The following is a 21,620-nucleotide window of genomic DNA, read 5'->3' as shown; positions in this document are numbered from 1 at the left end:
GTAGACTTTCATGCTAGCGCGTGGTCCTGGAAGGTGCAATGCGAGAATCGCCGGATGGCGACGCGAAATCGTCTTATCCAGCCTACAATGTTACCTGCACTTTGTAGGCCGGATAAGCGAGAGCGCCATGCGGCAGAGGGTTACTCTTTCGGTTTGAAGCGCAGCAGTCGGTTAGCGTTGCTCACCACAGTAATGGAGGAGAGCGCCATCGCCGCCCCAGCAACGACCGGATTCAGCAGTGTTCCGGTGAACGGCCACAGGATCCCAGCGGCAACGGGGATACCGATGCTGTTATAAATAAACGCGCCGACCAGATTCTGCTTCATATTACGCAGCGTTGCCCGGGAGATAGACAGTGCATCCGCAACGCCCATCAGGCTATGACGCATCAGCGTAATCGCGGCGGTTTCAATCGCCACATCGCTGCCGCCACCCATGGCAATTCCGACATCGGCCTGAGCCAGCGCAGGTGCATCGTTGATACCGTCACCCACCATGGCAACCTGACGTCCCTGGCTTTGCAGACGTTTAATCGCCTCGGCTTTACCATCCGGCAGAACACCGGCTATCACCTCATCAATACCGGCTTCTTTGGCAATAGCGTTAGCCGTGGTTGGGTTGTCACCGGTAAGCATCACCAGACGATACCCGTTGCGGTGCAGGCGCTGAAGTGCTGCCACGCTGTCGCTACGCAGTGGATCACGCACCGCTAACAGCGCCGCCGCTTTGCCATCAATCGCCAACAGGACCGGGGTTGACCCCTGGGATGCCTGAGCGGTGATTTCAGCTTCCATTTCAGTGGTATCTACCTGCTGTTCATTAAGCAGCGCCTGGTTACCCAGCAGCAGCGTATGACCTTCCGTTTCGCCACTGACGCCTAAACCACGCAGCGTACGGAAACCATTGACCTGTGGCAGCGTAACATCACCGGCTTTGTCCAGTATCGCTCTGGCCAGCGGGTGGCTGGAGCCCTGTTCAAGGGCCGCAGCCAGACGAATTGCCAGCGCTTCATCGGTGTTGCCAAACGTTTTGATGGCGACAACCTGCGGTTTACCTTCTGTCAATGTCCCGGTCTTATCAAACACGACGGTATCGAGCGTGCTGGCGCGCTGCAGCGCATCGGCATCACGTACCAGAACCCCAAACTCAGCGGCACGACCCACACCGGAAATAATCGACATCGGCGTCGCCAGGCCCAGCGCACAAGGGCAAGCAATAATCAGTACGGTGGTGGCTATCACCAGCGTATAAACAATTTGTGGTGCCGGCCCGAAGAAATACCAGATTGCCGCACTCACCAGCGCAATGACGACGACGACCGGAACGAACACTGAGGAGATACGGTCAGCCAGTTTACCAATCTCCGGTTTACTGCTTTGCGCCTGGCGCACCATACGAATAATGCGTGACAGCGTGGTGTGGCTGCCAACGGCACTGGCGCGGAACAGCACGCTGCCGTCCTGTACGACCGTACCGGCGTGGACGCTATCGCCTTCGCCTTTTTGTTGCGGAATAGGCTCTCCGGTCAGCATGGCTTCATCCAGCCAGGCTTCGCCCTGAGTGATTTCGCCATCTACCGGAACGCGGTCACCGGTGGTCAGGCGCAGCAACATTCCCGCCTGAACGTCTGCCAGCGGCACGTTCTTTTCACCTTCGTCGGTAACAACACGCGCGGTCGGCGGCGTCAGATCGAGTAATTTTTCCAGTGCTTTGGACGAGCGCTGACGAGCCCGCGCTTCCAGCATGTGCCCGAGGTTAATCAGACCGATAATCATCGCACTGGCTTCATAATAGAGGTGTCTTGCTTCCATCGGGAACCATTGCGGCCAGAGGTTGACGCTCATGGAATAAAGCCATGCCACCCCCGTACCCAGTGCCACCAGTGTATCCATGGTCGCGGTGCCGTTCATCAAGCTTTTCCACGCATTGCGGTAAAAATGACCGCCCGCGAAAACCATCACGGCAAGCGTTGCCAGACCAATCGTCAGCCACAGGCTGCGGTTGTCGGCAGTGACCATCATGTTTTCACCAATCATTCCCCATACCATGACAGGGATACCTAACAGCAGAGCGACGGCCGCCTGCCAGCGAAAACGTTTCATGGTTGCCACGGCGGTTTCTTGCTGACGCTCGCGGCGCTTAACATCATCTTCAATGGCTTCTGCGCCGTAGCCCGCTTTTTCCACCGCTTTCACTAACTGGTCGGCGGACGCACTGCCCATTACCAGCGCAGTACGTTCCGCCAGGTTTACCCGTGCCTGCGTGACACCCGGTACGCTTTGCAGAGCATCTTGTACGCGGATAACACAGCTGGCGCAGCTCATGCCGTTTAACAGCAACTGTTGGCTGTCATCATCAGCCGTAGCTGCCGGAAGCTCGGAAGGGACCGCTGCCAGTGCTTCCGACGGGATTGATGACTCCGTCAGCGGTTTAGCCTTTGGGTGGCTTAACTCCGCGCCGTAACCGGCTTGTTTGATGGTTTCAATCAGCGCTTCAGCACTGGCGCTCCCGGTGATGTGCGCTTCAGTCACAGTGACATCCGCTTGCTCAACGTCCGGGCGTTGCTCCAGACTCTCTTTAACGCGTTTTACGCAGTGACCACAGGACAAGCCGTCCAGGGTTAGATCGATGGTTTGAGACATAACAAATTTCCTCTATGATTGGTCTGAGATTCATTGACCTTAGCAATCGTTTTGACTAACTGTTATAAAGGTTAAACCTTCCATCAAGGGGAAGGTCAAGGGGGGAGATGTGAATATATCCGATGTTGCTAAAAAAACCGGTTTAACCAGTAAAGCGATTCGCTTTTATGAAGAGAAAGGGCTGGTGACGCCGCCGCTGCGTGGTGAAAATGGCTATCGCACATACAGCCAAAAGCATTTGAATGAACTGATGCTGCTGCGTCAGGCGCGGCAGGTTGGGTTTAACCTGGAAGAGTGCGGCGAGCTGGTAAACCTGTTTAACGATCCGGCGCGTCATAGCGCGGATGTGAAAAAGCGCACCCTGGAAAAGGTGGCTGACATTGAGCGGCATATCAGAGAATTGCAGGCCATGCGCTTGCATTTGCTGGCGCTGGCAGACAGTTGCCCTGGCGATGACAGTGCTGAATGTCCGATCATGGATAATCTCTCCGGTTGCAGTCATCACAAAGCGAAGGCTTAACGGCGAGAGGGATTAAGCATAAACACCACCGTGCCGCGGTACCACGGGGATTTCTCAAGCTGCGCTTCAGCCAGTGGGTCCCGGTTACCGTTTTGCACCAGTCCCAGCTTAAATGGAATGCGCAGGCGGCTCAGCGCGGGTAGATACGCCTGATAATTCGTCACTGTGTGACGCCCCTGATAGCTTTGCACCACCAGTTCATCGACCGCCAACGCGTTCAGCGTAGCGACGTCGCCCGTTTTTGCCCAATCCAGTAGTCCGGTTACGCCTAGCGCAAACTCGGCCGGGAGCTGTTGGCGCAGTTGCTGCAGAAAGTGGGCGTAGTCGGTCAGTTGATGGGTCGCTGCGTCAAAATCAACCTGCAGGCCAACGACGTGATTCCCGGCGGTCTGCCAGCGCTGCATCAACCGTATGATACGCGCCGGGATCTCTTCCGGTACGTCGAGGGTTGTAAAGCGTACGGTCAGCCAGATTGAGGGAAAAGACAGACGACTGACCGGCAGTCCGAGGCGCTGGAACACCACGTTACCGGAACGAACCAGTACCTCGCCCTGGTGCAGATAAACCGTTTGCGCGTCTTTCAGCTCGTCACTGGCTTTCACCCCAGACCACAGCCAGAAGGCTGAATGTTCACGGGCGGCGACGATATCCGCTGCCTGTGCCTGGCCGAGAAGCAGTGCGGTTACCAGTAATATTTGAGTTTTTGCGCCCACGGGCTTCCCGGATACTGCGTTTTCAGTTGGGTGAACCAGCCCTTACGCTGCAGTTTATCCACGTCTTCACCGCCGCATTCGTTAGCGCCTGATGGCGCATAGCACATGATGGCGCGATACAGCGCGAAGCTCTTATCTTCGACTTCCGCGGTGGGCGAGGTAATTACCTGCTGATAGTAGCTTTGCCTGTCGAACTGGCCGAAAGGTTTCTTGCGCGAGATAGCTGATTCAAGCACATCGTTGCCAGCGCTGTTTTTCCACAGATCAACATGTGTTTGCGTGGTGCGGAAGAATTCGCCAAGGCAGTTCAGCGCGTGAGCATCATCCGCTTTTTTGCTCAATACCGTTACCGTTTCATTGAGGCTGCGGCACGTATAACCCGCCTGCGCCGTGTCGCCATTCCAGTCGAATATGCTCAGGTTAACGTCATCAAACGCTTCGCCAATGACCGGTGATGTAATCGCGCTGGCCAGTTTTCTGTCAGTAAGCCAGTCGCCAAAACGATTCTCTGTAAGATCCCGCACCAGCAGCGTATGCAGCGCAATGGTACGCTCTTCGTTATTCGGGCCATGAACGGCCTGCTGGCGCAGCAGTTCTGGCGTGGCCTGCGTTTTCAGCACCTGCGAGCGAAAGCGCAGGTTGGTCACCGCGCTATTCGGTGCGAAAACTGCCGCCACATCGCCGTTATATACCAGCGTGGCGGCAAGCTTAGCCTGCACATATTGCTGCTGTTCGTTATCCTGGCTGAGTTTTAACAACTGCTGCCAAAAATCGCGCGCCTCGGCCCATTTCTTCTGGCCCATCAACGCTTCGCCGTACAGCACCTGTTCGCTGAAGGCGAGGGTATCGTGAGCGGCAAGTTTCTGCGCTGGCGTAACTGTCTGAATAATTGCCGCGTAGTTGCCCGTTGCCAGCCACAGATTCAGTTGCAGGTCGCGCCATAGCGGCAGTTTTTGGCTCTGTTCAAACACCGGTTTGCTGGCGTCGAGCTGTGCCTGCGTCAGCGTGGGTTTGCTGTTGTTATCCAGGCGCAGCGCGCGTAGCAGTTCGATATAGCTGACTCGCGGCGCGTCGGGGAAGGCCTCAACGACGGACTGGTCGTAGAACGCCATGCCATAGACATTATCGTATTCGATGACATTTTCGCGCAGTTGCCGTGCGTCAGCCGACTGCTTCAGCGTCTGTTCATACAACCCGGCCAGCTGCGGCCATGACTGTAAATACCAGTTGATGCGACGCAACATGCCTCGTGAAGAGTCAGCGTAGAGTCCTTGGGGAAAACTCTGCAGATAGGCCTGCGCCAACTCTTGAGCCTGAGTGGCATCCTCGCGATTAATTTTCGCAATATCAAAATCGCCGTACTCGCCCACGCTGTTCTGACTGCTCTTGTTCAACGCCGTGCGCATCAGCATGTATTGCGCGGTCTCTGCCAGCCACGGACGGTCGCTTGTAGCAAGCTGAGTGAAATCCCGTTCGGCACTGGCATAATCACCGGCATAGAAACTGGCTGCTGCTGCCAGATAGCTTTTATAGGGCAGAGCTTGAGAATCTGCCGGGAAGGTGGCAAGAGAAGACTCAATTTGCTCGCGGGTTGCTCCGGAAAGCAGTCCTGTACGCGCCTGGGCTAAGGCCTGACGCTGTTCCGCTGTTAATGTGGAATCGGCCAACAGCGCGGCAAAAAAGGCGCTAACGCTCTCGGCGTTATTCGAAACATGACGGTTCTCTAGCTCAGCGTCATTGATGTTTATTTCGTCGGCGCTAATGTTCAGCTCGGCCATCTGTCGGGAGAGAGGGCTGTCCGCGGCGGATGCCTGAGCTGCCGCTGTTTGCGGGGCAGCCTCATCCCATTGCGGGTGATAGGCAAAATAGAAATCGCGGGAGCGAGTGATGTCTGCGGGCATCGACTGCACGGGCAGAGCAAATGATTTTTCCTGGCTCAGCAGCCGCAGCAGGTTGTCGCGGCTGTCGTTTTCAGGGTTAAAGGTTGGCGTGCCTTTCAGCAGGCAGCTGTCGTCGCTCCATTTGCAGTCTTCCATATCGAACGAAGCGAATGCCTGCGGGGCGGCGGTCAGCAATGTGCAAAGGGCAAAGGCAAGGGGTGTCTTCCTGACCATAGTCTTATTTCCTGTCTTTTTAGTGTGATACCGCTTTTATAATCAGGGTGATTCCCTCAACGGCAATGACTTCAACCTGCGTTCCGGCGCTCAAATCGTCACGGGCGCTAACGGGCCAGGAACTGTCGCCGACGCGCATATGTCCGCGACCATTGACCAGGTCAGTTTCCAGAGTAAATCGACGGCCAACTAACTGTTGTCCACGTTGGTTAAGATGGCTATCGGCTGGCTGCTGCTCCTGAACGCGCCTTGCCAGCCACTTCCACCACAGCCAGGCCGCCAGCAGGGTGAGGGCAGCGAACATTGCCCCCTGCCACGCCCAGTCTAGTGGAACGAGCCAGATGACCAGACCGGTAATCACCGCTGCCACGCCGCTCCACAGCAGATAGCCGTTGCCGCCCAGCATCTCGGCGGCCAGTAACAGACCACCGAGGCTGAGCCAGAAGATATGCGGGTGCACCAGAATCATCGCTATCATGATTTTTTCCGCTCGCTGGCGCTGTCCTTAACCAGTTCGGCGATCCCGGCAATGGAACCCATCAGGCTGCTGGCATCCAGCGGCATCATCACCACTTTGCTGTTATTCGACGAGCCGATATGCTGCAGCGCTTCGGTGTATTTCTGAGCCACGAAGTAGTTCACGGCCTGAATATCCCCGGCGGCAATGGCTTCAGACACCATCTGTGTTGCGCGGGCTTCTGCTTCTGCGGAACGTTCACGCGCTTCAGCCTGTAAAAATGCGGACTGACGTTCACCTTCCGCGATGAGGATTTTCGACTGCTTCTCACCTTCGGCCTTAACGATTTCTGCCTGACGGATCCCTTCGGCTTCAAGAATGTAGGCGCGCTTGGTACGTTCGGCTTTCATTTGCGCGTTCATGGCGTCGATAAGTTCTGCCGGAGGACGCACGTCGCGGATCTCAATACGGGTGATTTTGATGCCCCAGGGATTGGTTGCCTCATCAACGATATGCAGCAGGCGCGTGTTGATGTTGTCGCGCTGGGAGAGCATTTCATCGAGCTCCATCGAGCCGAGAACAGTACGAATGTTGGTCATGGTCAGGTTGATGATCGCCAGTTCCAGGTTGCTGACTTCATACGCGGCTTTCGGCGCGTCGATCACCTGAATAAAGCACACAGCATCAATCGAGACGTTGGCGTTATCTTTGGAGATGACTTCCTGAGAGGGGATATCAAGCACCTGTTCCATCATATTGATCTTACGACCAATGCGGTCCATGAACGGTACAACAAGGCTTAAACCCGGTTGCAGAGTTTTGGTGTAACGGCCAAAACGCTCTACCGTCCACTGATATCCCTGCGGGACGATTTTGACGCCTGCGCCGACGATCACCAGCGCGACAAAAATAAGAATAGGAATAAAAATGAGCATTGATGAAACCTCCTGTTGTGCTGTCCTTTACTGCCTCATTAGTCAAATTATACCCGATTTATCAAGGTGGGCTCCCCTATAATAAATTACAGGGATAGACTATCTGCACGAAAGATGTAAAAAGGGATTGGTAATGGAAGAAAGCAGCATTCTGCTTCAGTTAAAAAATGTCGCATGGCAGGCAGGGGCGACGCAGATTCTTAATAACATCTGTTTTGATCTCCGCGCCGGAGAATTTAAGCTGATTACCGGCCAGTCCGGCTGCGGTAAAAGTACGTTACTCAAGATAGTCGCGTCGTTAATTAGCCCGAGTTCCGGTGAAATCCTTTTTGAGGGTAAGGAGATATCAACGCTTAAGCCTGAAGCTTATCGCCAGCAGGTCTCTTATTGCGCGCAAACGCCCGCTTTGTTCGGTGATACCGTCTACGACAACCTCATTTTTCCCTGGCAAATCCGCGATAAACGCCCGGAACCGGATGTGTTTCTGGAAGATCTGGCTCGTTTTCAGTTGCCCGAGACGATCCTGAAAAAAAATATCAATGAGCTATCTGGTGGCGAAAAGCAGCGCGTCTCGTTAATTCGTAATTTGCAGTTTCTGCCGAAAATCCTGCTGCTTGATGAAATCACCAGCGCACTGGATGAGTCCAACAAACGTAACGTGAACGAATTAATTCACCACTATGTTCGCGACAAGAATATTGCCGTGCTGTGGGTGACGCACGATAAAGATGAGATTAATCACGCGGATAATGTCATCACTCTTCAACCGCACGCCGGAGAAATGCAGGAAGTCAGCAATGAACGAGCATAATATTACCAATGAATCCCTGGCGTTAGCGATGATGCTGGTGGTGGTCGCGATACTGATCAGCAACAAAGAAAAGCTGGCGCTGGAAAAAGATATTCTCTGGAGCGTTTGCCGGGCAGTGGTTCAGCTTATTATCGTGGGCTACGTGCTGAAATATATTTTTGGCGTCAACCATAGCATTCTGACCTTATTGATGGTGCTGTTTATCTGCTTTAACGCGGCCTATAACGCGCAAAAACGCAGTAAATATATTGATAAAGCTTTTCTCTCGTCGTTTATTGCCATTACGGCGGGGGCGGGGCTAACGCTTTCGGTGCTGGTTCTGTCAGGCTCTATCGAGTTCACGCCGATGCAGGTCATCCCGATCTCCGGCATGATTGCAGGTAATGCGATGGTGGCGGTGGGGCTGTGTTACAACAATTTGGGGCAGCGGTTTAACAGCGAGCAGCAGCAAATTCAGGAAAAACTCAGCCTCGGCGCAACGCCGAAGGTGGCTTCTGCGCCGCTGATTCGCGACAGCATTCGCGCCTCGCTGATTCCGACTATCGATTCAGCGAAGACCGTGGGGCTGGTGAGTTTACCGGGGATGATGTCGGGATTGATCTTTGCAGGTATTGACCCGGTAAAAGCGATTAAGTATCAGATTATGGTGACGTTTATGCTGCTTTCCACCGCCAGCCTGTCGACCATTATTGCCTGCTATTTAACCTATCGGAAGTTCTATAATTCGCGCCACCAACTGGTGGTGACGCCATTAAAGAAACCGTGATGTGATGCCGTATGGCGGCTACCGCCATAATCCGGCCGACGGGAATGAGGTGTTGGTTGTGTTTGTAGGCCCGATAAGCGTAGCGCCATCGGGCATGATGAACCAATTAGTACAGCAGCGCGTACAGCTGACGACGGTATTTGGAAGCCAGCGCATCGCCGGTTCCTAATGCGGCAAGGATCTCCTGGAAGGTCTTACGTGCCTGACCATCGGCAGCCGTAAGATCTTTCTTCAGGTGGCTGAACAGTAATTCCAGCGATTCCTCGTTGCGCCCGACCTGGTGCAATTGAATAGCCAACTGCGTTGCCAGCGCCGCATCCTGTGGATTGCTGGCGACCTGCTGTTGCAACTGTTGGATTTCCGGCGTATCAGCGGCCTGCTTCAGCAGTTCGATCTGTGCGATAAGCCCTTGATAGCGGGTGTCCTGATCCTGCAACGGAATGGTTTTCAGTACCGCTTCGGCTTCATCAGAACGGTTCAGGGCGATTTGCGTTTCCGCCAGCAGCAGACCGATTTCGCTGCTCTGGTTGGAGATCTGCCAGGCTTCTTTCAGCAGTGGCAGCGCATCCGCGTGATTACCGGCTTCGATGAATTCGATAGCCTGGCGTGCTTTCAGCTCTTCTTCGCTCGGCAGCACTTTCTCCAGCAGTGCGCGAATAACCTCTTCCGGTTGCGGGCCCTGGAATCCATCCACTGGCTGGCCGTTCTGGAACAGATAAACCGTAGGGATCGCGCGCAGACCAAACTGGGAGGCGATCATCTGTTCGGCGTCGCAGTCCAGCTTAGCGAGAATAAATTGACCGTTATACTGGGCGGCAAGGCTCTCCAGTACCGGCGTTAATTGCAGACAATGCTGGCTGCGCTCAGACCAAAAATAGAACAGGACCGGGGTGGTCATCGACTGTTCAAGGGTCTGCTGTAGGTTCGATTCGTTAATGTTAACAATATTCTGTGTGGACATGGAGTTACTCTCTTTTGTCGATTTCTTGTTACATGGGGGCTGACGCGCGAGCTTCAACTCAACCCTGTAAAATTTTGTCCATTATGCGGCCTGGCAGCAGGCGTTTAAGCAGCATCACTGCCCACGTCACCAGCGTAACCGGATAACGTAGCTTTGGTTTATCGCTCTCAAACGCATGACGCACTTTGGCGACAACCGCTTCTGGTCCCAGCGTAAAACGCGCGGCAATGCCGGGATTTTCCACGGGAGCATCGCTCTGGGTCTGGTTGACGTTTTCGGTAAAGCGGGTACGGATGGGGCCGGGTTCAATCAGGCTGACCTTAATCCCGCTGTGGCGCAGTTCCATACGCAGTGCGTCGGACCAGGCTTCCAGTGCATATTTGCTGGCGGCATAGGCGCCGCGTCCCGGCGTTGAGATCAATCCCATCACCGAGGAGGTCATCACAATGCGCCCTTCGCCGTGGGGTAACATGGCAGGCAACAGGCGCATGGTAAGCTGATGTGCGCCAAAGAAGTTGGCGGAAAACTGCTGTTCCATCTGTTCACGGCTGATGGTGGGCAGTGGACCATAGACACCGTATCCGGCGTTGTTAAAGATCCCATATAAACGATTATCGGTCAGGGCGATCACTTCATCGGCGGCACGATCCACGCTTTCGGGTGAATCCAGATCCAGCAACACGCCAGTGAATCCCATGCTGTTCATACGCGCGACATCGTCAGGTTTGCGACAGCCTGCCAGAATTTGAAAACCCTGGCGCTTTAGCTCAAGCGCACTTTCCAGGCCGATTCCGCTGGAACATCCTGTTATTAAGACCGATTTTTGCATAACTTTACCTGTCAGGATCTCCGTTGAATTACGAGTCGTGATTTACTATATCCGTCATACTTCAAGTTGTCTGCGCGTTGGCTACGCTCGCTCACCCCAGTCACATAGTTATCTATGCTCCTGGGAACTCTCTCACTTGCCGCCTTCATACAACTCGAATTATTTAGGATAGAAAAGGGGTGAGATGTTGCGCCATCCAGTCGGCGATAAACGGCTGGGCGTCACGGTTAGGATGAATACCATCATCCTGCATCCACTGGGGTTTCAGATAAACCTCTTCCATGAAAAATGGCAGCAGAGGAATATCAAACTCTTTGGCGAGCTTTGGATAAATCGCGCTAAAGGTTTCATTATAACGGCGACCGTAGTTTGCCGGCAGACGAATTTGCATTAGCAGCGGTTCGGCATTTGCCGCTTTCACGTCCTGCAAAATTGTTCGCAGAGTTTGTTCGGTTTGCGCAGGCGCAAAGCCGCGCAGGCCGTCGTTGCCGCCAAGTTCGACCAGTACCCAACGCGGCTGGTGCTGCTTGAGTAATGCAGGCAGACGGGCCAGGCCCTGCTGCGAGGTGTCGCCGCTAATGCTGGCATTCACCACTGGCGTTTTGGTTTGCCATTTATCATTAAGTAGCGCAGGCCACGCGGCGCTGGCGGACATTCGGTATCCGGCGCTCAGGCTGTCACCCAGAATTAATAACGTGTCCGCTGCGGCGGCGCGGAAAGTTAACAGGACCAGGAACAGGAAAGGCCAATGCCAGCGGAAAACATTGTTGAAGTTCATCATCTTAAGAAATCCGTCGGTCAGGGTGATCATGAGCTATCCATCCTTACCGGAGTTGAACTGGTTGTCAAACGCGCCGAGACCATTGCGCTGATTGGCGAGTCGGGATCGGGGAAATCCACGCTGCTGGCGATCCTCGCCGGGCTGGACGATGGCACCAGCGGTGAAGTCAGCCTGGTGGGGCAGGCGCTGCACACCATGGACGAAGAAGCCCGGGCGCAGCTGCGGGCGCGGCACGTGGGTTTTGTCTTCCAGTCATTCATGTTAATTCCGACCCTCAACGCGCTGGAAAACGTCGAACTGCCCGCGCTGTTGCGCGGCGAAAATAGCGGAAAAAGTCGTGACGGGGCAAAAACGCTGTTGGAACAACTGGGACTGGGAAAACGTCTTGATCATCTTCCGGCCCAGCTTTCCGGCGGGGAGCAGCAGCGCGTGGCGCTGGCGCGAGCGTTTAACGGGCGTCCGGATGTGCTGTTTGCCGATGAGCCGACAGGCAACCTCGATCGCCAGACCGGAGACAAAATAGCCGACCTGCTGTTTTCTCTGAACCGGGAACACGGCACCACCCTGATTCTGGTGACGCATGACCCGCAGTTGGCGGCGCGTTGCGACAGGCGCTTACGTCTGGTGAATGGACAGTTGCAGGAGGAGGCATGATTGCACGCTGGTTCTGGCGCGAATGGCGCTCGCCTTCATTACTGATTGTCTGGCTGGCACTAAGCCTGGCGGTAGCCTGTGTGCTGGCGCTGGGCAATATCAGCGATCGTATGGAAAAAGGGCTGAGCCAGCAAAGCCGTGAGTTTATGGCGGGCGATCGGTCGCTACAAAGTTCGCGTACCGTGCCGAAAGCGTGGATTGACGAGGCGCGACAGCGTGGCCTGAAGGTGGGCGAACAGCTCACCTTTGCCACCATGACTTTTGCCCGGGATACGCCGCAGCTGGCGAACGTCAAAGCGGTAGATGATGTGTATCCGATGTACGGCACACTGCAAACCAACCCGCCGGGACTGAAACCGCAGCCGGGCTCGGTGCTGTTGGCCCCACGTCTGATGGCGCTACTCAACTTAAAAGTCGGTGATTCCATCGACGTTGGCGATGCCACGTTGCGTATTGCCGGGGAGGTGGTGCAGGAGCCGGACTCTGGTTTTAATCCGTTCCAGATAGCACCGCGTCTGATGATGAACATGGCGGATGTCGAAAAAACGGCGGCGGTCCAGCCGGGAAGCCGCGTGACCTGGCGCTATAAATTTGGCGGGACGCCATCGCAACTGGAAGCCTATGAAAAGTGGCTGCTGCCACAGTTAAAGCCTGAACAGCGCTGGTATGGGCTGGAGCAGGATGAAGGGGCGCTGGGGAAATCACTTGAGCGTTCGCAACAGTTCTTGCTGCTGTCGGCGCTGTTAACGCTGCTGCTGGCGGTCGCCGCGGTTGCCGTGGCGATGAGCCATTATTGCCGCAGCCGTTACGATCTGGTGGCTATTCTGAAAACGCTCGGTGCGGGCAGAGTGCAACTGCGCAGGCTGATTGTTGGTCAATGGCTGATGGTGCTGGCGCTGTCTGGCTTGACCGGCGGGCTGTTCGGACTGCTATTTGAGCGCGTGCTGGTGCTACTGCTCAAGCCGGTTCTGCCTGGAGAACTACCGCCTGCAAGCCCCTGGCCGTGGCTATGGGCACTAGGCACCATGACGGTGATTTCGCTGTTGGTCGGGTTACGCCCTTACCGCCTGCTGCTGGCGACGCAGCCGCTACGGGTGCTGCGCCGTGACGTGGTGGCAAACGTCTGGCCGCTGAAGTTTTATTTGCCGGTGGTAGTGATAGTCGTGATTGCACTGCTTGCTGGACTGATGGGCGGAAGTCCGCTGCTGTGGGCGGTACTGGCTGGTGCGGTGGTACTGGCGCTGTTGTGCGGGGTGCTCGGCTGGATGCTGCTCAACGTGCTGCGTGGTCTGACGCTCACCTCGCTGCCGTTGCGTTTGGCGGTCAGTCGACTGTTGCGCCAGCCGTGGTCAACGCTCAGCCAGCTATCGGCATTTTCGCTTTCCTTTATGCTGCTGGCGTTGTTACTGGTACTGCGCGGCGATCTGCTCGACCGTTGGCAGCAGCAAATGCCGCCGGAAAGCCCGAACTATTTCCTGATCAACATTGCCACCGAGCAGGTGGTTCCGCTGAAGGCTTTCTTGTCGGAACATCAGGTGATCCCGGAATCGTTCTATCCGATTGTTCGGGCGCGTCTGACGGCGATCAATGAGAAGCCGACCGAAGGCAATCAGGATGAGGCGCTGAACCGCGAGCTTAACCTGACCTGGCAGGATACCCGACCGGATCATAACCCGATAACTGCCGGAAGCTGGCCGCCAAAAGAGGGCGAAGTGTCGATGGAAGAGGGGTTAGCGAAACGGCTGAACGTCAAACTCGGCGATCGAGTGACTTTTATGGGCGATACCCAGGATTTCAGCGCCACGGTCAGCAGTCTGCGCAAAGTGGACTGGGAAAGCCTGCGGCCCAACTTCTTCTTTATCTTCCCCTCCGGCGCGCTGGATGCTCAGCCGCAAAGCTGGTTAACCAGCTTTCGCTGGGAGAACGGCAACGGCATGTTGACGCAGCTTAACCGCGAATTCCCGACCATCAGCCTGCTGGATATTGGCGCCATCCTCAAACAGGTGGGCCAGGTGCTGGAGCAGGTAAGTAGAGCGTTGGAGGTGATGGTGGTACTTGTCACCGCCTGTGGCATGTTGTTGCTGTTGGCGCAGGTTCAGGTGGGGATGCGTCAACGTCATCAGGAGTTGGTGGTCTGGCGCACGCTGGGAGCAGGTAAGAAGCTGCTGCGTACCACGCTGTGGTGCGAGTTCGCCATGCTCGGGATGGTTGCCGGACTGGTGGCGGCCATCGGTGCGGAAACAGCGTTGGCGGTACTGCAAACCAAAGTGTTTGATTTCCCGTGGGAGCCAGACTGGCGACTGTGGGTAGTATTACCATTTAGTGGAGCATTGCTGCTCTCTTTATGCGGCGGATGGCTCGGTTCACGTCTGCTAAAAGGTAAAGCGCTGTTCCGTCAGTTCAGTAGTTAATTCATATTCGTGATGATTACGCACCGATTTTAAAATCGGTGCGTCTTTTTTTCTATGTAGCACAAATTGATAACTCCTTGATATTTAACAGCACAGAACAATAAAAACCCAACAACACGAGAGTATTAATAAACGTTAATATTTGTGTGCTGAATAATTGGCAGGCTATCTATCAAGGTATAAATAATGACTATAAAAAAAACAGCGCTGGCGGTATCGATCGGCGCAGCAGTGGCATTAACGACTTTCGCTTCACAGGCGGAAATCACGGTCCTGAAACAAGATCCGCAGGCGGGCAACCCGCTGAGTCGTCTTAACTTCACCGTCGGCGGCAGTATTCGTCCGCAGTTCCAGAATATGGCCGGTGACGATGGTAAGAATGGCTACAAACGTAATGGCTTCGATGGCGGTACACGTTTCCGCTTTGCCGCTGACTACTATCTGTTTGATGATATTAGTTGGGTGAGCTACTACGAGCTGGGCGTTAACTTCCCGGCGATGTTCAACTGGGATAACCACTACGCTGACGGCGCCAACGACACCACGCGACGTATGTTGTACACCGGTCTGAAGAGTGCAACCTGGGGTACGCTGACCTTCGGTCAACAGAACAGCATTTACTATGATGTAGTCGGTGCGAAAACGGATATCTGGGACTATGACATGATCGGTCAGGCGCCAGGTAACGGTATTAATGGCGACTATGATGGTTCCTACCGTACGCGCAAATCTCTAAAGTATAAGAATACCGTTGGTGATGTGGATCTCTACGCCTCTTATCTGTTCAGTGATGATTACAACCCGAACAACGGTCTGCGCTACAAGCGTAAAGGCGGCGGCTCACTGGGTGTGGATTATCACATTACCGATGACCTGACCTGGGGTACGGCGTGGAACTACACTCGCGCGGAAATGCGTGGCAACACCAGCAAAACCTACGATCAAAATATCGTCGGTACCGCACTGAGCTGGAAACCGGATAACTGGACCTTCTCAATGGGCGGCGGCTGGTATCAAAACTTCATGACCACCAAAAAAGTTTCGGTTAACGACTACTTTGCCGGTGATGCGTGGGGGCTGGAATACTTCGCGGGTTATACCTTCCCGGTTGGTCAGTATGCGCTGAAATCTGTTCAGCCTTACTTTATGGGCGATCGTATCGAATACGTGAATGGTCGTAACTATCTGCGTACCGACAACGGTGTGGGTATCAGCTTCCAACTGGATTACGGTTTCCGTGTGGATTACGAACACGTCTTTACCTCCAGCACCGACAACCTGGGCGATATGAACCTGGTGCGTCTGCGTTACGACTTCTAATCGAACGCCTGTCAAACGGAACGCCCGATGCGCTTGCGCTTATCGGGCCTACGGGAGCAGGGTGATCACGTTATGTGTAGGCCGGATAAGGCACTTGTGCCGACATCCGGCTTTTTCATGTCTTCTCTCATTTGAAAACACATTTCGCAACATCATGAAATAATTTCAAGGACAGCGGGTTGTGATCTGTGTCATGTTAGAAATCTGCCTGTTATCAGGCCAATGAGAACAACGCCGCCTGAACGGCGTGAGACATGACACCACAACGTTAAAATGGAGAAAATATGGGATTGCGTCAGAGTTTACGCGTCGCGACCGGGGCGCTGTTACTGGCCTGCGGATTACAATTTGCTCATGCGAATAGTGACCCGCATACCATCGTGTTTGGCGTCGCGCCCGGGCCGTATGGCGATATGGTGAAACAGGCCATTGCCCCTACGCTGAAAGAGAAAGGCTATAAGGTAGTGGTGCGCGAATTCAGCGACTATGTGCAGCCGAACATGGCGCTCTCCAACGGCAGCATTGATGCCAACCTGTTCCAGCACTCACTCTATTTTGACAAGTTCACCGCCGATAAAGGGCTGAAGCTGAGCAAGCTGATTGTGGTCCCGACGGCCGGGATGGGGTTTTACTCGCACAAAATCAAAAGCCTGGATGAGTTGAAAAAAGGGGATGTGATCACGCTGTCCAACGATCCGACCAACCTGGCCCGCGGTCTGCGTTTCCTGCAATCCATTGGTCTTATCACCATCAAAGACAATATCGATCCCACGAAAGCCTCCGAGCGTGATATCGCCAGCAATCCGAAAGGGCTGGTGTTTAAACCCCTGGAAGCGGCACAGCTGCCGCGCACTTTGGACGGTGTGACCGGCGCGCTGGTCAACGGTAACTTTGCCGTGGCGGCAAAACTGGATCTTTCCAGTGCCATCAAGCAAGAACATCTGGACGAAAACCTGAAAAATATCATTGCGGTACGCAGTGAAGATGCGGATAAACCGTTCGCGAAAGATATTGTTGAAGCGGTGAAGTCGCCGGCGTATCGCGCGGTGATCGACGATCCGCAAAACATCTACAGCGCCTTCCAGAAACCGGAATGGATGTCGGCAGCCCAATAATCGCTGCATGCAAGGGTTAACAGGGGCAGCGGCGACTGCCCTTTTCGCATTTCTGAGGTGGATATGATTGAGATTGAAAAGGTTTGCGTGGATTTCACCGCAGGCCGTGGACCCTCAACCCGGGCGGTTGATGACGTCAGCTTGCACATTGGCGCGGGCGAGATATTTGGTATTGTCGGGACCAGCGGCGCGGGGAAAAGTACGCTACTGCGCACCTTGAACGCCTTAACGCGTCCGAGCCAGGGAAGCGTGAAGGTAAACGGCGTAGAAATTTCTGCGCTGGAAGGAACGCAGTTACGTAAAGCGCGTCAGCGCATTGGCATGATTTTTCAGCACTTTAATCTGATGCATACCCGCACCGTAGCGCAAAACGTCGCCTTTAGTCTGAAAGCTGCCGGATGGGAACGCAGCAAAATTGGTCCACGCGTCACGGAGATTCTGGCGCTGGTCGGACTGTCTGATAAGGCGAACCGTTTTCCGGTTCAGCTCAGCGGGGGTCAGAAGCAGCGCGTTGGCATTGCCCGTGCGATTGCCAATCACCCGGATGTGTTGTTGTGTGATGAACCCACTTCCGCGTTAGATCTTGAAACCTCGGCCACGATTCTGGCGCTGCTTAAGCAGATCAACCAGCAGTTGGGGATCACGATCGTGCTGATCACTCACGAGATGAACGTGATCAAATCGATTTGCGATCGCGTGGCGGTAATGTCCGGTGGCAAGGTGGTGGAGTCTGGTGAGGTGTTTGACGTTTTTGCTCATCCGCAGCACGCGTTTACGCAGCAACTGGTGTCGCATACCCTCAATTTGACGCTGCCCGAGCGTCTGCGCCAGCATCTGCCCGGCCAGTTGCTAAAAATTCTGTTCATCGGCGATTCGGCGGAACAGCCGGTGTTGTCAGAAGTCGCGGTTAAATTTGGCGTGGCGGTGAACATTCTGCACGGCAAAATTGAATATATTGGCGAACGTGCGCTGGGGATTCTGGTCGTGCAGCTGACCGCGCCGCATAACCCTTCAGCGGTGGAAGTCGCCGTGGAACATATTCGTCAACGTACTGCACAGGTGGAGGTGATTCGTGGATGATTTATTGCCTGATTTGACGCTGGCGTTTAATGAAACCTTCCAGATGCTGAGCATCTCTACGGTGCTGGCAATTATTGGTGGTCTGCCGCTCGGTTTTCTGATTTTCGTCACCGACCGGCATTTATTCTGGCAAAACCGTTTTGTGTATCTGCTCAGCTCCGTGCTGGTGAATATCATTCGTTCGGTACCGTTTGTGATCCTGCTGGTTCTGCTGCTGCCGCTAACCCAGTTTTTGCTCGGGAATACCATTGGCCCGATTGCGGCGTCGGTCCCGCTCTCAGTGGCGGCAATCGCCTTCTATGCCCGTCTGGTTGATAGCGCGCTACGTGAAGTCGATAAAGGGATTATTGAAGCGGCGGAAGCGTTTGGCGCCAGCCCGATGCGCATCATCTGCACCGTTCTGTTACCTGAAGCGAGCGCGGGTCTGCTGCGTGGGTTGACGATAACGCTGGTGAGTCTGATCGGTTACTCCGCGATGGCTGGGATCGTTGGCGGCGGTGGAGTCGGCGACCTGGCGATTCGCTTTGGTTATTACCGCTACGAAACCCAGGTCATGATCGTCACTGTGGTGGCGCTGATTATTTTGGTGCAGGTCGTTCAGGTGCTGGGTGACTGGCTGGCAAAACGCGCAGATAAGCGCGACAGACACTGATCACTGTGCGTTAAGCCAGTCGGCAACGTCCTGCCATGTGCCGCGAAAAACGATTTTCGCGGCTTTCTTTTCCAGCTGATAACGATACATCGGGTCGTAATATTCGTTGAGCAACGGTACCAGCCAGCCCATATGGGCGTCGGTGCTGCCCGTTGCCTGCTGTTCGCGCAGAGCCTCGTCGAGCAGGGTGGTCAGCTCGGCAAAACGTTGTAAACCCAGACGACGGCGTATAGCAAACAGGCCGTGGTGCAGATACTCGCTGTACTCCTGCCAGCCCTGGCTCTCGCCATAAGCGTGGGTAAAATCGTGGTGCATCTTCACGAAATACTCTTCGCGTAGTCGCTCCAGACGACGCTCAAAAGGATCGTCCACCACTGCAATTGATGCCTGGGTCATGCGCTCGCGCAGGCATTCGGGCAGATGATTAGCCCCGATCATGCGGCCTTCATCTTCCAGTAACCACAGACTTAAATCCTGACGGCTATCGGTTTTGAGCATTTCAACCGCCAGCAGGTTTTCAAAACTCGCCTGACTCAATTGAGGTTCAACGGTGCGCCCAAACGAGGAGCCGCGATGGTGCGCCAGACCTTCGAGATCCACACCGTTTGGCTGTTGTTGCACCAGTTGGGTTTTGCCGTTCCCGGTACAGCCGCCAATTAAGACGATCGGCTTTTGCACTAATTCTTCAGTCAGCTGTATCACTGCCTGGCGCAGGGCTTTGTAACCGCCTTTAATCAGCGGATAGTCAATGCCGGACTCATGCAGCCACTGCTGCACAATATGCGAACGCTGACCGCCACGCGCGCAGCATAAATAGCCTGCAGGATTTTGACGGCAGGCATCCTGCCAGGCATGCATGCGCTGTTGGCGGGTCTCCCCCGAGACCAGTTGATGGCCGAGCGCGAGGGCGGCTTCGGGCCCCTGACGTTTATAACAGGTCCCGACGGTGGCACGTTCGTCATCGTTCATTAAGGGAAGGTTGATTGCGCCCGGCATTGCGCCCTGCTGAAATTCCACGGGGGCGCGTACATCGATTAAAGGCGTACCGGCAAGCAAAATTGCGCGGTAGTCTTGTGTTGTTTGTGTGTCTTGCATAGTAAAAAACGAAACCTCAAATCATCCTGCGTACTATTTTACGCGCCAAATGAGAGGATGACTTGATTTTCAATCGCGTGCATTGTTGAAAATTGCCAAAAATCCGGCAATTTCCGGTTTTCGCTGGGTAAACAGCGTCACAATATCGTCAACTGCTTTACCTGCGCCAAACTTATGCCATGCGAGGCTTAAGGGAGAGGGGGGACGCATGGTCGGGATGATGCTACTAACCAGTTGCCCGCTATCCAGCAGCGGCTGGCAGAGCGGCTGCGGAACGAAGCCGATACCCACCCCCGCAAGATGCGCCGCAAGCTTGGTTTCCATGTCCGGGACGATTATCTCTTTTTGACCTGGAAGGCGCCATGCGACCCGTTTGGTCAGGGTCCGTGCGCTATCCTCAATGTTAATTGCCGGAAAACGGCGCAGCTGCGCTTCCGTTAATGGACCGCTGATGTTTGCCAGCGGATGATCTGCCGACATGACAAATCGCCACTGAACAGAACCCAAAGGATCGAGGGTAAAGGTGTTTGCCATTGGTTCAGTGCCGGTGACGCCGATAGCCAGTGAAAATCCTTCGTACAGCAGAGAATCCCACACGCCCATATAAATCTGCCGGGAAAAGTGAAACTGAGTAAAGGGGTAGCGTGCGTTAAGCCAGGATAACAGGCGAGCGACGGCTTCAGGGCTGTACAGCAGATTGTTGACCACAATATTCACCTGGCGCTCTACGCCGTCGTTCACTTGTTGCAACTCGCTGGGCATGCTGTCCAGCCAGGCGAGCCAGTCTTTTGCCTGAGAAAGGAGATGAGAACCGGCGGCGGTTAACGTCACGCTTCGGGTGGTGCGAAAGAACAGCGCGACGCCGGTATTTTCTTCCAGAAGTTTAATACGGTAGCTGATGGTGGCTGTGGTTTTACACAAGCGGTCCGCCGCCCTGGAGAAACTTCCCGTTTCGGCGACGCCGATAAAGGTACGCAGTGTTTCCGGGTCAAACATCGTCAGCTACTCCCTCAATGATCTTCTACAAGCCTGATTTCTTGTTCTCTGATTTATAAGTATTTTTGCATAATAGCCTTGTTTGAATTGTGGTCTAAATCTAGTTTTGGAAAAATTTTCCAATTTTTGTGTTGATGTTAAATCACGAAGGTTTTAGATTGCATGGTATTGAAACCGCCAAGTGTTCTGACTGCGGTTCAGCGGAATTCAGTTACGAGGAAATGATGATGAAACTTGAGGTATTACCGTTAAATCAGCACACGTTCAGCGCCTATGGCGATGTCATAGAAACTGATAAACGTGATTTTTTTCATATCAATGATGGGCTCGTTGAGCGTTATCACGACCTGGCCAATGTCGAGGTCCTGGAGCAGGATCGTACGCTCATCAGTATTAATCGCGCGCAACCAGCGGCTATGCCGATTGTTGTGCATGAACTGGAGCGCCACCCGCTAGGCACCCAGGCATTTATGCCCATGAATGGCGAAGCGTTTGTGGTGATTGTCGCGCTTGGCGAGGACAAACCCGATCTTTCCACCTTAAAAGCTTTTATCACCAATGGCCAACAGGGTGTGAATTACCACCGAAACGTCTGGCATCACCCGCTGTTTGCCTGGCAAACCGTGACTAATTTTCTGACCGTCGATCGCGGTGGTAGCGATAATTGCGATGTTGAAAGTATCCCGGCACATGAACTCTGTTTTGCGTGACGCTATCGGCCTTCTTGCTTAATATGAGCATATTGTTCATTGTTTATGCTCATATTTT

General features: G+C 54.3%; 20 protein-coding genes. 10 read left to right on the top strand and 10 right to left on the bottom strand.

Features of this window, described 5'->3' with window-relative positions:
• Positions 1-140 precede the first annotated feature (140 nt).
• Entirely contained in the window at positions 141-2,642 is a 2,502-nt protein-coding gene (gene copA / locus LY264_RS18240) for a copper-exporting P-type ATPase CopA (protein WP_032942557.1), read from the bottom strand.
• A 109-nt stretch (positions 2,643-2,751) separates the two neighbouring features.
• On the opposite strand from copA, the gene cueR reads away from it, so the two are divergent.
• Entirely contained in the window at positions 2,752-3,162 is a 411-nt protein-coding gene (cueR, locus tag LY264_RS18235) for a Cu(I)-responsive transcriptional regulator (protein ID WP_048226264.1), read from the top strand.
• On the opposite strand, the gene LY264_RS18230 is transcribed toward cueR, so the two are convergent.
• The 4 genes from LY264_RS18230 to LY264_RS18215 are packed head-to-tail and all read right to left on the bottom strand — an operon-like array spanning position 3,159 to position 7,381.
• Positions 3,159-3,875, bottom strand: coding sequence for a DUF3142 domain-containing protein (locus tag LY264_RS18230; protein WP_048226262.1), 717 nt, complete (start codon positions 3,873-3,875; stop codon positions 3,159-3,161). The genes cueR and LY264_RS18230 overlap by 4 nt on opposite strands.
• Entirely contained in the window at positions 3,845-5,989 is a 2,145-nt protein-coding gene (locus tag LY264_RS18225; protein ID WP_048226261.1) for a PA5441 family protein, read from the bottom strand. The genes LY264_RS18230 and LY264_RS18225 overlap by 31 nt, the downstream gene beginning before the upstream one ends.
• A 19-nt stretch (positions 5,990-6,008) precedes the next feature.
• The gene (locus LY264_RS18220; RefSeq protein ID WP_048214771.1) at positions 6,009-6,467 is read right to left on the bottom strand and encodes an NfeD family protein; all 459 of its coding nucleotides are present in this window, start codon (positions 6,465-6,467) and stop codon (positions 6,009-6,011) included.
• The gene (locus tag LY264_RS18215; RefSeq protein WP_003831073.1) at positions 6,464-7,381 is read right to left on the bottom strand and encodes an SPFH domain-containing protein; all 918 of its coding nucleotides are present in this window, start codon (positions 7,379-7,381) and stop codon (positions 6,464-6,466) included. Before LY264_RS18215 ends, LY264_RS18220 begins: the two co-directional genes overlap by 4 nt.
• Positions 7,382-7,514: 133 nt before the next feature.
• On the opposite strand from LY264_RS18215, the gene fetA reads away from it, so the two are divergent.
• Together fetA and fetB are read left to right on the top strand one after the other, a co-directional pair.
• Positions 7,515-8,192: an iron efflux ABC transporter ATP-binding subunit FetA gene (gene fetA / locus LY264_RS18210; RefSeq protein WP_048214770.1), complete on the top strand. Its 678-nt coding sequence runs from the start codon at positions 7,515-7,517 to the stop codon at positions 8,190-8,192.
• On the top strand, positions 8,179-8,958 hold the full coding sequence (fetB, locus tag LY264_RS18205) for an iron efflux ABC transporter permease subunit FetB (protein WP_048214769.1): 780 nt from the start codon (positions 8,179-8,181) through the stop codon (positions 8,956-8,958). The genes fetA and fetB overlap by 14 nt, the downstream gene beginning before the upstream one ends.
• Before the next feature lie 106 nt (positions 8,959-9,064).
• On the opposite strand, the gene LY264_RS18200 is transcribed toward fetB, so the two are convergent.
• The 3 genes from LY264_RS18200 to tesA form a co-directional block, all read right to left on the bottom strand.
• A complete protein-coding gene (locus LY264_RS18200) occupies positions 9,065-9,919 on the bottom strand; it encodes a co-chaperone YbbN (RefSeq protein WP_048226259.1) in 855 nt (284 codons plus the stop codon).
• Positions 9,920-9,977: 58 nt separating this feature from the next.
• A complete protein-coding gene (locus tag LY264_RS18195; protein WP_003835790.1) occupies positions 9,978-10,748 on the bottom strand; it encodes an SDR family oxidoreductase in 771 nt (256 codons plus the stop codon).
• Positions 10,749-10,911: 163 nt separating this feature from the next.
• Positions 10,912-11,529 (bottom strand): multifunctional acyl-CoA thioesterase I/protease I/lysophospholipase L1, encoded by a 618-nt coding sequence (gene tesA / locus LY264_RS18190; RefSeq protein ID WP_087051704.1) that lies wholly within the window; start codon positions 11,527-11,529, stop codon positions 10,912-10,914.
• Here tesA and ybbA point away from each other — a divergent pair.
• From ybbA to LY264_RS18160, 6 genes are all read left to right on the top strand, one after another.
• Positions 11,497-12,183, top strand: a complete 687-nt coding sequence (ybbA, locus tag LY264_RS18185) for a putative ABC transporter ATP-binding protein YbbA (RefSeq protein WP_008783992.1) — start codon at positions 11,497-11,499, stop codon at positions 12,181-12,183. The two genes, tesA and ybbA, sit on opposite strands and share 33 nt — an antisense overlap.
• Entirely contained in the window at positions 12,180-14,594 is a 2,415-nt protein-coding gene (ybbP, locus tag LY264_RS18180; RefSeq protein WP_048226255.1) for a putative ABC transporter permease subunit YbbP, read from the top strand. Before ybbA ends, ybbP begins: the two co-directional genes overlap by 4 nt.
• Positions 14,595-14,780: 186 nt before the next feature.
• Positions 14,781-15,914 (top strand): porin, encoded by a 1,134-nt coding sequence (locus tag LY264_RS18175; protein ID WP_008783995.1) that lies wholly within the window; start codon positions 14,781-14,783, stop codon positions 15,912-15,914.
• A gap of 284 nt (positions 15,915-16,198) precedes the next feature.
• Positions 16,199-17,029 (top strand): MetQ/NlpA family ABC transporter substrate-binding protein, encoded by an 831-nt coding sequence (locus LY264_RS18170; RefSeq protein ID WP_038638419.1) that lies wholly within the window; start codon positions 16,199-16,201, stop codon positions 17,027-17,029.
• Between the two features lie 63 nt (positions 17,030-17,092).
• Entirely contained in the window at positions 17,093-18,109 is a 1,017-nt protein-coding gene (gene sfbB, locus LY264_RS18165) for a virulence-associated ABC transporter ATP-binding protein SfbB (protein ID WP_048226253.1), read from the top strand.
• Positions 18,102-18,761 carry a methionine ABC transporter permease gene (locus LY264_RS18160; protein WP_003831085.1) on the top strand — a complete coding sequence of 220 codons (660 nt, stop codon included), beginning with the start codon at positions 18,102-18,104 and terminating at the stop codon, positions 18,759-18,761. Before sfbB ends, LY264_RS18160 begins: the two co-directional genes overlap by 8 nt.
• Here the strand turns inward: LY264_RS18160 and mnmH are convergent, their stop codons facing one another.
• Complete coding sequence (gene mnmH / locus LY264_RS18155) at positions 18,762-19,856, bottom strand: tRNA 2-selenouridine(34) synthase MnmH (protein WP_048226251.1); 1,095 nt, start codon at positions 19,854-19,856, stop codon at positions 18,762-18,764. It lies immediately after the preceding gene.
• A gap of 69 nt (positions 19,857-19,925) precedes the next feature.
• Positions 19,926-20,852, bottom strand: coding sequence for an HTH-type transcriptional activator AllS (gene allS / locus LY264_RS18150; protein WP_003831088.1), 927 nt, complete (start codon positions 20,850-20,852; stop codon positions 19,926-19,928).
• A gap of 227 nt (positions 20,853-21,079) precedes the next feature.
• On the opposite strand from allS, the gene allA reads away from it, so the two are divergent.
• A complete protein-coding gene (gene allA, locus LY264_RS18145) occupies positions 21,080-21,562 on the top strand; it encodes an ureidoglycolate lyase (protein ID WP_048226465.1) in 483 nt (160 codons plus the stop codon).
• The last annotated feature ends 58 nt before the right edge of the window (positions 21,563-21,620 follow it).

It is taken from the genome of Citrobacter portucalensis, assembly GCF_023374935.1.
Lineage (GTDB): Bacteria > Pseudomonadota > Gammaproteobacteria > Enterobacterales > Enterobacteriaceae > Citrobacter > Citrobacter portucalensis.
This window is presented reverse-complemented; position numbering and strand designations above follow the sequence as displayed.

What these genes read in the sequence shown, in the direction of transcription:
- copA (WP_032942557.1), bottom strand. Translation starts at nt 2,642, where the DNA reads ATGTCTCAAACCATCGATCTAACCCTGGACGGCTTGTCCTGTGGTCAC.
- LY264_RS18225 (WP_048226261.1), bottom strand. Translation starts at nt 5,989, where the DNA reads ATGGTCAGGAAGACACCCCTTGCCTTTGCCCTTTGCACATTGCTGACC.
- LY264_RS18220 (WP_048214771.1), bottom strand. Translation starts at nt 6,467, where the DNA reads ATGATAGCGATGATTCTGGTGCACCCGCATATCTTCTGGCTCAGCCTC.
- LY264_RS18215 (WP_003831073.1), bottom strand. Translation starts at nt 7,381, where the DNA reads ATGCTCATTTTTATTCCTATTCTTATTTTTGTCGCGCTGGTGATCGTC.
- fetA (WP_048214770.1), top strand. Translation starts at nt 7,515, where the DNA reads ATGGAAGAAAGCAGCATTCTGCTTCAGTTAAAAAATGTCGCATGGCAG.
- fetB (WP_048214769.1), top strand. Translation starts at nt 8,179, where the DNA reads ATGAACGAGCATAATATTACCAATGAATCCCTGGCGTTAGCGATGATG.
- LY264_RS18200 (WP_048226259.1), bottom strand. Translation starts at nt 9,919, where the DNA reads ATGTCCACACAGAATATTGTTAACATTAACGAATCGAACCTACAGCAG.
- LY264_RS18195 (WP_003835790.1), bottom strand. Translation starts at nt 10,748, where the DNA reads ATGCAAAAATCGGTCTTAATAACAGGATGTTCCAGCGGAATCGGCCTG.
- ybbA (WP_008783992.1), top strand. Translation starts at nt 11,497, where the DNA reads ATGCCAGCGGAAAACATTGTTGAAGTTCATCATCTTAAGAAATCCGTC.
- tesA (WP_087051704.1), bottom strand. Translation starts at nt 11,529, where the DNA reads ATGATGAACTTCAACAATGTTTTCCGCTGGCATTGGCCTTTCCTGTTC.
- ybbP (WP_048226255.1), top strand. Translation starts at nt 12,180, where the DNA reads ATGATTGCACGCTGGTTCTGGCGCGAATGGCGCTCGCCTTCATTACTG.
- LY264_RS18175 (WP_008783995.1), top strand. Translation starts at nt 14,781, where the DNA reads ATGACTATAAAAAAAACAGCGCTGGCGGTATCGATCGGCGCAGCAGTG.
- LY264_RS18170 (WP_038638419.1), top strand. Translation starts at nt 16,199, where the DNA reads ATGGGATTGCGTCAGAGTTTACGCGTCGCGACCGGGGCGCTGTTACTG.
- sfbB (WP_048226253.1), top strand. Translation starts at nt 17,093, where the DNA reads ATGATTGAGATTGAAAAGGTTTGCGTGGATTTCACCGCAGGCCGTGGA.
- mnmH (WP_048226251.1), bottom strand. Translation starts at nt 19,856, where the DNA reads ATGCAAGACACACAAACAACACAAGACTACCGCGCAATTTTGCTTGCC.
- allS (WP_003831088.1), bottom strand. Translation starts at nt 20,852, where the DNA reads ATGTTTGACCCGGAAACACTGCGTACCTTTATCGGCGTCGCCGAAACG.
- allA (WP_048226465.1), top strand. Translation starts at nt 21,080, where the DNA reads ATGAAACTTGAGGTATTACCGTTAAATCAGCACACGTTCAGCGCCTAT.